Origin of the sequence: Nocardioides sp. (assembly GCF_025965415.1) — a bacterium.
Lineage (GTDB): Bacteria > Actinomycetota > Actinomycetes > Propionibacteriales > Nocardioidaceae > Nocardioides.
In genome coordinates, this window is the sequence record NZ_JAOPWY010000093.1 from 13,957 (window position 1) to 27,079 (window position 13,123).

Annotated in this window: 14 protein-coding genes; 12 read left to right on the plus strand and 2 right to left on the minus strand. The window is 70.9% G+C overall.

Features of this window, described 5'->3' with window-relative positions; genetic code table 11:
* Positions 1 to 5 precede the first annotated feature (5 nt).
* The gene (locus tag JWN97_RS10015) at positions 6 to 1,016 is read left to right on the plus strand and encodes an ABC transporter ATP-binding protein (protein WP_297621946.1); all 1,011 of its coding nucleotides are present in this window, start codon (positions 6 to 8) and stop codon (positions 1,014 to 1,016) included.
* Positions 1,013 to 2,152: an oligopeptide/dipeptide ABC transporter ATP-binding protein gene (locus tag JWN97_RS10020; protein WP_297621948.1), complete on the plus strand. Its 1,140-nt coding sequence runs from the start codon at positions 1,013 to 1,015 to the stop codon at positions 2,150 to 2,152. Before JWN97_RS10015 ends, JWN97_RS10020 begins: the two co-directional genes overlap by 4 nt.
* An 8-nt stretch (positions 2,153 to 2,160) precedes the next feature.
* On the opposite strand, the gene JWN97_RS10025 is transcribed toward JWN97_RS10020, so the two are convergent.
* Positions 2,161 to 3,054: a PD-(D/E)XK nuclease family protein gene (locus JWN97_RS10025; RefSeq protein WP_297621950.1), complete on the minus strand. Its 894-nt coding sequence runs from the start codon at positions 3,052 to 3,054 to the stop codon at positions 2,161 to 2,163.
* An 80-nt stretch (positions 3,055 to 3,134) separates the two neighbouring features.
* Between JWN97_RS10025 and JWN97_RS10030 the strand changes: the two genes are divergently transcribed.
* The 5 genes from JWN97_RS10030 (at position 3,135) to JWN97_RS10050 (ending at position 7,834) form a co-directional block, all read left to right on the plus strand.
* Entirely contained in the window at positions 3,135 to 4,304 is a 1,170-nt protein-coding gene (locus JWN97_RS10030) for a site-2 protease family protein (RefSeq protein ID WP_297621952.1), read from the plus strand.
* Positions 4,305 to 4,355: 51 nt separating this feature from the next.
* A complete protein-coding gene (locus JWN97_RS10035; RefSeq protein ID WP_297621954.1) occupies positions 4,356 to 5,324 on the plus strand; it encodes a tRNA (adenine-N1)-methyltransferase in 969 nt (322 codons plus the stop codon).
* Positions 5,321 to 5,449, plus strand: coding sequence for a hypothetical protein (locus JWN97_RS10040; RefSeq protein ID WP_297621956.1), 129 nt, complete (start codon positions 5,321 to 5,323; stop codon positions 5,447 to 5,449). Before JWN97_RS10035 ends, JWN97_RS10040 begins: the two co-directional genes overlap by 4 nt.
* Before the next feature lie 263 nt (positions 5,450 to 5,712).
* Positions 5,713 to 7,458 (plus strand): proteasome ATPase, encoded by a 1,746-nt coding sequence (arc, locus tag JWN97_RS10045; protein WP_297621958.1) that lies wholly within the window; start codon positions 5,713 to 5,715, stop codon positions 7,456 to 7,458.
* 7 nt (positions 7,459 to 7,465) lie between these two features.
* On the plus strand, positions 7,466 to 7,834 hold the full coding sequence (locus JWN97_RS10050) for a hypothetical protein (RefSeq protein ID WP_297621961.1): 369 nt from the start codon (positions 7,466 to 7,468) through the stop codon (positions 7,832 to 7,834).
* A gap of 162 nt (positions 7,835 to 7,996) precedes the next feature.
* Here the strand turns inward: JWN97_RS10050 and JWN97_RS10055 are convergent, their stop codons facing one another.
* The gene (locus tag JWN97_RS10055) at positions 7,997 to 8,620 is read right to left on the minus strand and encodes a class I SAM-dependent methyltransferase (RefSeq protein WP_297621963.1); all 624 of its coding nucleotides are present in this window, start codon (positions 8,618 to 8,620) and stop codon (positions 7,997 to 7,999) included.
* Between the two features lie 3 nt (positions 8,621 to 8,623).
* Here JWN97_RS10055 and dop point away from each other — a divergent pair, with 3 nt between their 5' ends.
* The 5 genes from dop to JWN97_RS10080 form a co-directional block, all read left to right on the plus strand.
* The gene (gene dop, locus JWN97_RS10060) at positions 8,624 to 10,144 is read left to right on the plus strand and encodes a depupylase/deamidase Dop (protein ID WP_297621965.1); all 1,521 of its coding nucleotides are present in this window, start codon (positions 8,624 to 8,626) and stop codon (positions 10,142 to 10,144) included.
* Between the two features lie 122 nt (positions 10,145 to 10,266).
* Positions 10,267 to 10,464: a ubiquitin-like protein Pup gene (locus JWN97_RS10065; RefSeq protein ID WP_129475301.1), complete on the plus strand. Its 198-nt coding sequence runs from the start codon at positions 10,267 to 10,269 to the stop codon at positions 10,462 to 10,464.
* Between the two features lie 49 nt (positions 10,465 to 10,513).
* Complete coding sequence (prcB, locus tag JWN97_RS10070; RefSeq protein ID WP_297621969.1) at positions 10,514 to 11,347, plus strand: proteasome subunit beta; 834 nt, start codon at positions 10,514 to 10,516, stop codon at positions 11,345 to 11,347.
* Between the two features lie 10 nt (positions 11,348 to 11,357).
* Positions 11,358 to 12,293 (plus strand): proteasome subunit alpha, encoded by a 936-nt coding sequence (prcA, locus tag JWN97_RS10075; protein ID WP_297621971.1) that lies wholly within the window; start codon positions 11,358 to 11,360, stop codon positions 12,291 to 12,293.
* A 51-nt stretch (positions 12,294 to 12,344) separates the two neighbouring features.
* The coding region (locus tag JWN97_RS10080) for a proteasome accessory factor PafA2 family protein (protein ID WP_297621973.1) at positions 12,345 to 13,123 on the plus strand (779 nt) is incomplete at its 3' end.

Genomic DNA, 13,123 nt, shown 5'->3' on the forward strand with positions numbered 1-13,123 from the left:
GCACGATGTCCCAGCAGACCCGCCACACCATGGGTTCGACCGAGCCGCTGCTGTCGGTGCGCGACCTGCGCGTCACCTTCCAGCGCCACGGCGAGGAGCCGTTCCGCGCGGTCGACGGAGTGAGCTTCGACGTACGTCCCGGGCAGACCGTGGGCCTCGTCGGGGAGTCCGGCTGCGGCAAGTCGGTGACGTCCCTGGCGATCATGGGGCTGCTGCCCAAGCGGGGCAACCAGGTGGAGGGAACGGCGATCTACGACGGCGAGGACCTGCTGTCGCTGTCGCCGTCCGCGATGCGCGACCGGCGAGGCGCCGACATCGCGATGATCTTCCAGGACCCGCTGTCCTCGCTCAACCCGGTGGTGACCATCGGCCGTCAGGTCACCGAGGTCATGGAGCGCCATCAGGGGCTGAGCCGCAAGGAGGCGACCCCACGTGCGGCCGACCTGCTCGACCGCGTCGGGATCCCGGACCCGAAGGCCCGGTTGGTCAACTACCCCCACCAGCTGAGCGGAGGCATGCGACAACGCGCCCTCATCGCGATGGCCCTGGCGTGCAACCCACGGCTGCTCATCGCCGACGAGCCGACGACCGCGCTCGACGTCACCATCCAGGCACAGATCCTGGCGCTCCTCAAGGAGCTGGTCGTCGACACCGGCACCGCCCTCGTGATGATCACGCACGACCTCGGCGTCGTCGCCGGGCTCTGCGACGAGGTCAACGTGCTCTACGGCGGCAAGGTCGTCGAGCGTGGCGGTCGGCACGGTCTCTTCCGGCAGCCGCGACACCCCTACACCGTGGGCCTGCTCGACTCGATCCCGCGCCTGGACGCGGCGCGTGGGGAGAAGCTCACCCCGATCCCGGGCTCCGTGGCCGACAACCTGCCGTGGGCCTCTGCGTGTGCGTTCGCGCCCCGCTGCTCGCAGGTCGTCGACGCATGTACGGCGAGGACGCCCGAGTGGGAGGGCGACCAGGTCGTCGGCTACCGCTGCTTCAACCCGATGGGAGGATCCCGATGAGCACGCCCGCGAGGGAGCCGACGGACGTCTCGGACGTGCTGGTCGAGGTGCGCGACCTCGAGGTCTACTTCCCGATCAAGAGCGGCATCGTCTTCGACCGGACCGTGGGCCACATCCGAGCGGTGGACGGCGTGGACCTCAGCATCCGCCGCGGCGAGACCTACGGCCTGGTGGGGGAGTCGGGCTGTGGCAAGTCGACCCTCGGCAAGGCCATCCTCAACCTCGAGCCGCCGACCGCCGGCTCGGTCGTCTTCGACGGCGTGAACATCGCCTCGCTGAAGGGCGAGGACCTGCGGCGCGAGCGCAAGCGCTTCCAGATGGTCTTCCAGGACCCCCTGTCGAGCCTCGACCCACGCCAGACCGTCGAGTCCCTGCTCCTGGAGGGCCTCCGGGCGCACGGCCTCGACACCGACAAGGCGGCGACCCGCGCGCGTCTTCGTGAGCTGATGTCCGACGTCGGGCTGCCGGCGGTCGCGCTGAGCAAGTACCCGCACGAGTTCTCGGGCGGCCAGCGGCAGCGCATCGGCATCGCCCGGGCCCTGTCGGTCGGTCCCGACCTGATCGTCGCCGACGAGCCGGTCAGCGCGCTCGACGTCTCGATCCAGGCGCAGGTGATCAACCTCCTGCAAGACCTCCAGGACAAGCTGGGGCTCACCTACCTCGTCGTGGCGCACGACCTCGCCGTCGTCCGGCACATCAGCGACCGGATCGGAGTGATGTACCTCGGCGGGCTCGTCGAGGAGTCCGACGCGGCGGAGCTGTACGACATACCGCTCCACCCCTACACCCGGGCGCTGATGTCCGCGGTGCCGGTGCCCGACCCGGAGGTCGAGGACTCGCGCGAGCAGATCCTGCTGATGGGCGACCTGCCGTCCCCGGCGAACCCGCCGACCGGGTGCCGTTTCCACACCCGGTGCCCGTGGCGCCAAGAGACGTTGTGCGACACCGAGCGACCGCAGCTGAGGATCGTCGACGTGCCGGGCGCCACCGGCCACCACCGGGTGGCGTGCCACTTCGCCGAACAGATCGCCTCCGGCGAGCTGCAGCCCCACGAGGTGCGGGCGGAACTGGTCGCGGAAGGCTTCGCCGCCCCGAACGGGCCGGAGGCGCCGCCAGAGGCCTACATCGGCGTCTGATGCGGGTGTCAGTCCGCAACCGGGGCCGGACGCTCCGGCAGGGGCGGGATGACACCGCCCTTGGTCGGGCAGAACTGGTGGTAGGAGCACCAGTCGCACAGCCGCGACGGGCTGGGCTGCCAGTCGCCGGTCTGCTGGGCGAGCCTGATCGCGGCCCAGACGGCCTCGACCTTGCGCTCCGTCGCCCGCAGGTCGTCCTCGTCGGGCTCGTAGCGCAGGATCTCGCCGTTGCCGAGGTAGATCAGCTGGAGCATCGCCGGTACGACGCCGCGCAGGCGCCACACGACGAGCGCGTAGAACTTCATCTGGAACAGGGCCTTGGCCTCGTAGCCGACGCCGGGGCTGCGTCCGGTCTTGTAGTCGGTGATGCGGATCCGCCCGTCGGGCGCCACGTCGATCCGGTCGACGAAGCCCCGCAGCAGCAGCTTGGAGTCGAGCAGGGCCTCGACGTAGAGCTCACGGTCGGCCGGCTCGAGGCGTCGCGGGTCCTCCAGCTCGAAGTAGCGCTCGAGGACCGTGCGGCACGAGGTCAACCAGGTCGCCACGTCGGGACCCTCGCCGCCGAACATGTCGGCGAGGGCGGGCTCGGTCTCCAGCAGGACGTCCCACGCCGGGGCGAGCATGTCGGCGGCCCGCTCGGGGGTCCGGTCGAGCGCCGGGAGGTCGAAGAGGTCCTCGAGCACCTTGTGCACGACCGTGCCGCGCACGGCGTCGGGCGAGGGCTGCTCGGGCAGCCGGTCGATGGTGCGGAAGCGGTAGAGGAGGGGGCAGCTCAGGAAGTCGCCCGCGCGGCTCGGCGAGATCGCCCCCAGCACGTCGACCCCGTCGACCGGCGTCGAGATCCGGTCCGCGGGGGAGGCCCCGGGAGCGGGGGAGGGAAGCTCGGAGGCGGGGATCGTCATGGCGCCGCTCACCCTAGGCGAGGGCTACGACACCGGCTCCGTGCGGCGTGGGTGTGGGCGGCAATGAGTAGGCTCAAGGGGTGCCCGAGCCCACTGATCCACCCTCCGTCGACCGGCGCGCCGCTGCGGCGCCCCGTGCCCCGGGCACCCTGCGGATCGGGTCGATCGCCGGCATCGACGTGCTCATCACCAGCTCGTGGTTCATCGTCGCGCTGCTGATCTCCGTGGGGTTCGCCCCGCGCATCGAGCTGGAGCAGCCGGGACTGGGGTTCTGGAAGTACGTCGCCAGCTTCGTCTTCGCCGTCGTGCTCTACCTCTCGGTGCTGCTGCACGAGGCGTCGCACGCCATCGTCGCGCAGCGCCTCGGCTACGGCGTCAACTCGATCACGCTGCACTTCCTCGGCGGCATGACGGAGATCGACGGCACCTCGCGCCGACCACGGCACGAGTTCTGGATCGCGGTGGTCGGACCACTGACCTCGATCGCGGTGGGGGTGGCCGCGGGCGCCGCCTGGCTCGTGGTCCCCGACGGTCTGGTGCGGCTGGCGCTCGGCGGCCTGGCGCTGTCCAACCTGGTGATCGGTGTCCTCAACCTCGTCCCCGGGCTGCCGCTCGACGGCGGCCGCGTCCTCAAGGCCCTGGTCTGGGGCGCCTCCGGCAACCAGCACCGGGGCACCCTCGTCGCGGGCTGGGGCGGCCGGATCGCCGCGCTCGCCCTGCTGGCCTGGCCGCTGGTGCAGGAGCAGGTCCTCGACGTCACGCCGACCCTGATGGACATCGTGCTGGTCTTCATCCTCGGCCTGTTCCTCTGGACCGGTGCCACCGCCGCCATGGCCCACGCCAAGCTGCGGGAGCGACTGCCCGCCCTGGTGGCGCGCCCGCTCGCGCGTCGTACGCTCACCGTCCCCGAGGACCTGCCGCTCGCCGAGGCCGTACGTCGTGCCCAGGAGGCGCAGGCCGGCAGCATCGTGACCGTGTCGCCCGACGGCACCCCACGCGGCATCGTCAGCGAGGCTGCGGTCAGCGCGATGCCCGAGGACCGACGCCCCTGGGTGCCGGTGTCCACGGTGTCGCGGGCCATGGAGGACGGGCTGTCCCTGCCCGCCGACGTGGCCGGGGAGGACCTGATCCTCGCGATCAGCCGCCGCCCGGCGGACGAGTACCTCCTCGTCGAGACCGACGGCAAGATCTACGGCGTGCTCTCGACCGCCGACGTCGACCGGGCCTTCCGGGAGAACGCCGCCCGCTGAGCGACGCCGCCGGATCGGTGATGCGGCCATGCGCCCACTAGGCTCCGCGGCATGCCCGAGACCTCCCCCGACGTCCCCGCCGAGGCCTGGTCCGGCGTCCACCGCGGCCCCCTGCGTGAGGGCGAGTGGGTGCGCCTGGTCGACCAGAAGGGGCGCAAGCACAACTTCGAGCTCGTCGCGGGCAAGCGGTTCTTCTCCAACAAGGGCCACCTCGACCACGACGACATGATCGGGCGCGACGAGGGTTTCACCCTGACCTCCTCGGCCGGCGGCCAGTACCTCGTCTTCCGGCCGCTGCTCAACGAGTTCGTGGTGTCGATGCCGCGCGGTGCCGCGGTCGTCTACCCCAAGGACGCCTCGCAGATCGTCGCGTTGGCCGACATCTTCCCGGGAGCCCGGGTCGTCGAGGCCGGTGCCGGCTCCGGCGCCCTCACCTGCTCCCTCCTGAGGGCCGTCGGGCCGTGGGGACGGGTGACCTCGTTCGAGCTGCGCGAGGAGTTCGCCGACGTCGCGCGCCGCAACGTCCACCAGTTCTTCTCCGCCCCGGAGGGCCAGACCCACCCCGCATGGGACCTGCGCCTGGGTGACCTGAAGGAAGGCCTGCCCGAGCTCGGCACGCAGGTCGACCGGGTCATCCTCGACATGCTCGATCCCTGGAACTGCGTGGAGACCGTCGCCGACGCGCTGGTGCCCGGCGGGATCGTGTGCGCCTACGTCGCCACCACCACCCAGCTCTCGCGGGTCGTCGAGACGCTCCGCGTGCATGGCGGGTTCACCGAGCCGCAGGCCTGGGAGTCGCTGGTCCGCGACTGGCACGTCGAGGGACTCGCCGTCCGTCCCGGCCACAAGATGATCGGCCACACCGCGTTCCTCGTCACCGCCCGCCGGATGGCGCCGGGCGAGAAGCCGCCGCGCAAGACCCGCCGCCCCGCCCCGGGCGCCTACGGCATCGACTACTCCGGCCCGCGCCCGGCCGACATCCCCCCGGTCGAGGTGGCGTCGACCGACGACGAGGAGTGAGCGACGTCGAGGTCGTCGCCTGGTCGCCGCGCTGGGCCGAGCAGTACGACGAGGTCGCGCGGGTGCTGCGTCAGGCCCTGGCCGGCGTCGCGTCCGCCACCGTCGAGTCGGCTCGACCTCGGTGACGGGGCACCCCGCCGCAACGTCTACGTCTGCACGGCCGGCACGACCAACGTCCGCAACCATCTCGCGGTGCGCGAGGTGCTCAGGCGCGCGCCGACCTCGGGCGCGACGTTTCGGGGTGACGCCTCCACTTCTCCGGGGTACCCGGGATCGCAACGAGAGCCGGCCCAGGCACGCCGTTGCGAAACGGTGATCAACACGGCGAGATATCCACTTCCGTCCCACGAGCAAGTGGGTAGTGTCGCCAGCGGAGGAGGAGGTGCCCATGTCCGAACCGACACGCGAGCAACTTGCCACTCAGGTGCGCTATCTGGAGGCCGAGGTCACCGACCTGCGCCGCCGCCTCGACGACGTACCCGGTCAGGCCCGCGGCCTGGAGAGCCGGCTGGCGGACGCCCAGCGCTCGCTGGCGGCCGTCTCCGGCCAGAACGAGCGCCTCGCGCAGACCCTGCGCGACGCCCGTGACCAGATCACGACCCTCAAGGAGGAGGTCGACCGGCTGGCGCAGCCGCCCGCCGGCTACGGCACCTTCTTGACCCGCAACGACGACGACTCGGTCGACGTCTTCACCGGCGGCCGCAAGCTGCGGGTCAGCGTCAGCCCCGCCGTCGACCTCGACGGCCTCGTGCGTGGCCAGGAGGTCATGCTCAACGAGGCCCTCAACGTCGTCGCCGCGCTCGACTTCGAGCAGATCGGCGAGGTCGTGATGCTCAAGGAGATCCTCGCCGACGGCGAGCGCGCGCTGGTGATCGCCAACGCCGACGAGGAGCGCGTCGTGCGCCTCGCCGAGCCGCTGCGCGCCGAGGACGTCACCATCCGCGCCGGCGACTCGCTGCTGCTCGACACGCGCGCGGGCTACGTCTACGAGGTCGTGCCCAAGTCGGAGGTCGAGGAGCTCGTCCTCGAGGAGGTCCCCGACATCGACTACTCGCAGATCGGTGGTCTGGTCGCCCAGATCGACGCGATCCGCGACGCGGTCGAGCTGCCCTACCTCCACCCGGAGCTCTTCAAGGACCACCAGCTCAAGCCTCCGAAGGGCGTGCTGCTCTACGGCCCGCCGGGCTGCGGCAAGACGCTGATCGCCAAGGCCGTCGCCAACTCGCTCGCCAAGAAGGTCTCGGAGCGCACCGGTGCGTCGGGGAAGTCCTACTTCCTCAACATCAAGGGCCCCGAGCTGCTCAACAAGTACGTCGGCGAGACCGAGCGCCACATCCGCCTGGTCTTCCAGCGGGCGCGCGAGAAGGCGTCGATGGGCACCCCCGTCATCGTGTTCTTCGACGAGATGGACTCGCTGTTCCGCACCCGCGGCTCCGGTGTCTCCTCCGACGTCGAGAACACGATCGTGCCGCAGCTGCTCAGCGAGATCGACGGCGTCGAGGCGCTGGAGAACGTGCTGGTCATCGGCGCCTCCAACCGCGAGGACATGATCGACCCCGCCATCCTGCGGCCCGGCCGGCTCGACGTGAAGATCAAGATCGAGCGCCCGGACGCCGAGTCGGCGCGCGACATCTTCTCCAAGTACCTCACCTCCTCGTTGCCGCTGCACAGCGTCGACCTCGCCGAGTTCAACGACGACCGCGAGGCGACCGTCGCGGCGATGATCCGCGCGACGGTGGAGCGGATGTACACCGAGTCCGAGGAGAACCGCTTCCTGGAGGTCACCTACGCCAACGGTGACAAGGAGGTCCTCTACTTCAAGGACTTCAACTCCGGCGCGATGATCCAGAACATCGTCGACCGCGCCAAGAAGATGGCGATCAAGGACTTCCTCGACAGCGACCTCAACCCCGCCCAGCGCGGACTCCGGGTCCAGCACATGCTCCAGGCGTGCGTGGACGAGTTCAAGGAGAACGAGGACCTGCCCAACACCACCAACCCCGACGACTGGGCGCGGATCTCGGGCAAGAAGGGCGAGCGCATCGTCTTCATCCGCACGCTCGTCACCGGCAAGCAAGGCACCGAGCCGGGGCGGTCGATCGACACGGTCGCCAACACGGGCCAGTACCTGTGAGGCTCCGGTGAGTCGCGAGGACGACCTGGGCCACGGCGACATCGAGGCCGCCCTGGCGACGCGTCGCGAGCTCGGCGCCCGCTACGACGCCGAGCTGGTGGACGGCTTCGCCGAGCGCATCGAGCGGGCCGTGGATCGCCGGGTCTCCGAGCAGGTGGCGCTGTCTCAGCGGCGTACGTCGGAGGCGGCGGGCGGCCGGGTCCGCCAGTTCGCCCTCGGGGTCATCTCCCTCGCGGTCGGCGTCCCCGTCACCATCGTGCCGATGGTGGCCACCGACAACGGGCTCCCCGCCGTGGTGGTGGCGTGGCTCGGGATCGTCGGCGTCAACGCCGCCCACTCCGCCGCGGTCAACGGCTCACGGCGCCAGGACCGCTAGTCGACGCACTGGCGGGCACGACACCCCTTCGGAGGAGCGCGGATCGGGCCTGCGGGCGCTAGGTTGGCGGAATGCGAACCATTTTGATCATCGTCGTCATCGTCGTCATCGTCCTGTTCATCGCGGGCTTCCTGCGTCGCGGACGCTGACGCACCGGCGGTCTCAGACCGCCAGCACGCGATAGCCGTAGGTCCACGGTCGGGACAGGCCGGGGCCCAGGAGGTAGGACTGCTCGACGTCCTCGACGCGCCACCCGGAGGCCTCGACGAGCCCGGGGATGTCCCGCGTCAGGTGGCACCCGCCGGCGACAGCCCGCTGCAGTGGCTCGAGCCTGCGCTGCCACCGGCGTACGGGCTCGTCGGGCGAGAGCCCGTGCTCCAGCGCGTGCAGCCGACCGCCCGGGCGCACCACCCGGCGTGCCTCCTGCAGCGCCAGGAGCGGGTCGGGGATGGTGCACAGGCTGAACGTGACGAGGGCGCTGTCGTGCGAGTCGTCCGGGAGGTCGAGCAGCTGGCCGTCCAGGCCGGCACGCTCGACGGGCACCCGTGAGCGCGCTCGTCGCCGATCCGACAGCTGCCAGCCCAGGTCGGAGGGCTCGATGGCGGTCACCGAGGTGACCTCCGGGGGATACCACCGCACGTTTAGCCCGCTGCCAAAGCCGATCTCCAGGACCCGCCCGGTGAGCCCGGCGCACGCGACCTCGCGCCACTCGCCCACCTCGTGGCCGCGCAGGCTCAGGTCCGTCAGCCGCGGCACGACGCGCTCGTCCCACACCCGTAGGCTCATGTCATGAGCGTACGACGCGTGATGGGCACGGAGGTCGAGTACGGCATCTCGGTCCAGGGGCAGCCCTCGGCCAACCCGATGGTGGCCTCCTCGCAGATCGTCAACGCCTATGCCTCCTCGACCGTGCGGGCGCGGCGGGCTCGCTGGGACTTCGAGGAGGAGTCGCCCCTGCGCGACGCCCGTGGCTTCGACATGGCCCGCCAGATCGCCGACCCGAGCCAGCTGACCGACGAGGACCTCGGTCTCGCCAACGTCATCCTGACCAACGGGGCGCGGCTCTACGTCGACCACGCGCACCCGGAGTACTCCTCGCCGGAGGTCACCACCCCGCTCGACGTGGTGCGCTGGGAGAAGGCGGGGGAGCAGATCATGCTCGACGCCTCGCGGATGGCCGCGCAGGTCCCGGGGACGAGGCCGATCGTGCTCTACAAGAACAACACCGACAACAAGGGTGCCTCCTACGGCGCCCACGAGAACTACCTGATGCGGCGCTCGACGCCCTTTGTGGAGATCGTGCGGCACCTGACGCCCTTCTTCGTCTCGCGCCAGGTCGTCACCGGCGCCGGGCGGGTCGGCATCGGCCAGGACGGCCGCGACGCCACCCCCGAGCGTGGCTTCCAGATCAGCCAGCGCGCCGACTACTTCGAGGTCGAGGTCGGCCTGGAGACGACCCTCAAGCGGCCGATCATCAACACCCGCGACGAGCCGCACGCCGACCCCGCGGTCTACCGCCGCCTCCACGTCATCCTGGGCGACGCCAACCTCGCCGAGATCTCGATCTACCTCAAGGTCGGCACCACCTCGCTCGTCCTGGCGATGATCGAGGACGGCTTCATCGACCGCGACCTGGCCGTCGAGGGCGCCGTGAGGTCGCTGCGCGAGGTCTCGCACGACCCGACCCTGCGCCACCTCGTCACGCTGCGCGACGGCCGCCGGCTCACCGCCGTACAGCTGCAGCTGGAATACCTCGACCTCGCCCGCAAGTACGTCGAGGACCGCTACGGCGCCGACGCCGACGAGCAGACCGTCGACGTCCTGGCGCGCTGGGAGTCGGTGCTGACCCGGCTCGAGCGCGACCCGATGGAGTGCGCCGCCGAGCTCGACTGGGTCGCCAAGCTCAAGCTGCTCAACCAGTACCGCGACCGCGACGAACTCGCCTGGGACGACGCCAAGCTGCACCTCATCGACCTGCAGTACGCCGACGTACGCCCCGACAAGGGGCTCTACCACCGCCTCGCCGCAGCGGGTCGGATCGAGCGCCTGCTCGACGACGCCACGATCGAGGCGGCCATGCACGACCCGCCGGTGGACACCCGCGCCTACTTCCGGGGCCGCTGCCTCGACAAGTACGCCGACGCGGTGGCCGCGGCGTCGTGGGACTCGGTGATCTTCGACCTCCCCGGCCGCGAGTCCCTGCAGCGCGTGCCGACCATCGACCCGCTCCGCGGCACCCGTGCCCACGTGGGTGAGCTGATCGATCGCAGCGACTCCGCGCAGGCGCTGGTCGCGGCGATCACGCGCTGACCGGTCTCCGGCAGCCGTGGGCTCGACCCGCCGTCGCGTCCTCGCGGGCTCGGACGCGGGGCCTGCTCAACCTCCCGCCCCACGCCGCGCACTCCTTCGTCGTGCTCGGCTAGGGTCGTGACATGGCCCAGGAGCAGAAGCAACCGCGCAAGTCCTCGCAGGAGGAGACGGCGACCGAGGAGGTCGTCGAGAGCGATGTCGCCGAGCGCAAGGAGATGATCGACGAGGACGTCGACGCGATCCTCGACGAGATCGACGAGGTCCTCGAGTCCAACGCCGAGGACTTCGTGAAGTCGTTCATCCAGAAGGGCGGCCAGTGACCACCCCATCGAAGTCCTCGCCTCGCCGCGGTTTCGTCAAGGACCCCGCATGAGCGCCGACTCCCGCCTGCCGACGTCCTACATGACGCCCGGCACCTCGAGCTTCGCCGACTTCCTCGGCGTCCAGGCACCCGACCTGCTGCCCTCGCGCCGCGCGCTGCCGACCGGCAACCTCGCCGACCTGGCCCCGCACGGCACCACCATCGTCGCGGCGACCTTCCCCGGTGGCGTGGTCATGGCCGGCGACCGCCGCGCCACGATGGGCAACATCATCGCCCAGCGCGACATCCAGAAGGTCTTCCCGGCCGACGAGTACTCCGTGGTCGGGATCGCCGGCGCCGCCGGGCTGGCCGTGGAGATGGTGCGGCTGTTCCAGACCGAGCTCGAGCACTACGAGAAGATCGAGGGCACCACGCTCTCGATGGACGGCAAGGCCAACCGCCTCGCCGCCCTGATCCGCGCCAACCTCGGCCTGGCCATGCAGGGCCTCGCGGTGGTGCCGCTCTTCGCCGGCTACGACCTCGACGCCGAGCAGGGCCGCATCTTCAGCTACGACGTGACCGGCGGCCGCTACGAGGAGACCGCGTTCCACTCGGTGGGGTCCGGCTCGCTGTTCGCCCGCGGCTCGCTCAAGAAGCTCTACCGCGACGACCTCACCGCCGAGGAGACGGTCACCGCCGTCGTGCAGGCGCTCTACGACGCCGCCGACGACGACTCCGCCACCGGCGGACCCGACATCACCCGCCGGATCTTCCCGGTCGTCCACGTGATCACGCCCGACGGCGGCGACCGCATGCCCGACGAGGAGGTGTCCGTGATCGCCGACCGGATCATCGCCTCGCGGATGCAGCGCCCCGACGGTCCCGCCGCGCCCCTGACGTAGGAGTCACCACATGTCCATGCCGTTCTACGTCTCGCCCGAGCAGATGATGAAGGATCGCGCCGACTTCGCGCGCAAGGGCATCGCCCGCGGTCGTTCGGTCGTCGCGGTCCAGTACGCCGACGGGATCCTGTTCGTCTCGGAGAACCCGTCCCAGGCGCTGCACAAGGTCAGTGAGATCTACGACCGGATCGCCTTCGCCGCGGTGGGGCGCTACAACGAGTTCGAGAACCTCCGCATCGCCGGCGTACGCCTCGCCGACATGCGCGGCTACGCCTACGACCGCCGCGACGTGACGGGGCGCGGCCTGGCCAACGCCTACGCCCAGACGCTCGGCACGATCTTCTCCGCCGGTGGCGAGAAGCCCTACGAGGTCGAGCTCTTCGTCGCCGAGATCGGTGACGCGGCGGCCGACGACCAGCTCTACCGCCTCACCTACGACGGCCAGGTCGCCGACGAGCACGGCTTCGCCGTGATGGGCGGGGCCGCCGACGTGGTCGCCGGCCACCTGCGCGAGCACTACGTCGCGGGCTCCACGCTCGACGACGCGCTGCGTGTCGCGGTCGCCGCGCTCGGCCACAGCGAGAGCGACGACCGGGTCATCCCCGTCGACGACCTCGAGGTCGCCGCGCTCGACCGCACCCGGTCGCAGCCGCGCAAGTTCCTGCGGCTGCGCGAGGCACGGTTGGCCGACATCCTCGGCGTCCGGGGCAGCGCGGAGCCGGCGACAGCGTCCCCGGAGGACACCATCGCGGGCTCCGGGCCGCACCAGAACGGCCAGGACGACCCCGCCGACCCGACCGACCAGGTGTCCGGAGCGGTGCCGCCGCTCGAGGACCCGGTGACGGGCGAGCCGCCGGTCGCCCCTCCCGTGGCGCCCCCGGTGGGTCCGCCGGGCGATCAAGCCCCGCCCGGCACGCCCCCGGCCGATCCGGGCCCCCAGCCCTGACGGGGCGCGGATGTGCGGGCCAGGTGCCCGGCACCGCCGTAGGGTGACCACGTGGACCGACGGATCTTCGGCATCGAGAACGAGTACGGCGTCACGTGCACGTTCAAGGGCCAGCGCCGCCTGAGCCCCGACGAGGTCGCCCGCTACCTCTTCCGCAAGGTCGTCAGCTGGGGTCGCTCGTCCAACGTCTTCCTGCGCAACGGCGCCCGGCTCTACCTCGACGTGGGCAGCCACCCCGAGTACGCCACGCCCGAGTGCGACGACATCGTCGAGCTGGTCACCCACGACAAGGCGGGGGAGCGGATCCTCGAGGGCCTGCTGCTCGACGCCGAGCAGCGCCTCCACGAGGAGGGCATCGCCGGCGACATCTACCTCTTCAAGAACAACACCGACTCGGCCGTCAACTCCTACGGCTGCCACGAGAACTACCTCGTCGGCCGCGCGGGGGAGTTCAGCAAGCTCGCCGACGTCCTCATCCCGTTCCTCGTCACCCGGCAGATCGTGGTCGGGGCCGGCAAGGTCGTGATGACCCCGCGCGGGGCGTCGTACAGCGTGAGCCAGCGCGCCGAGCACATCTGGGAGGGCGTCAGCAGCGCCACCACCCGCAGCCGCCCGATCATCAACACCCGCGACGAGCCGCACGCCGACGCCGAGCGCTTCCGCCGCCTCCACGTGATCGTCGGGGACTCCAACATGAGCGAGACGACGACCATGCTCAAGGTCGCCTCCTGCGACCTGGTGCTGCGGATGATCGAGGAGGGCGTGGTGATGCGCGACCTCACCATGGAGAACCCCATCCGCGCGATCCGCGACATCAGCCACGACGTCAC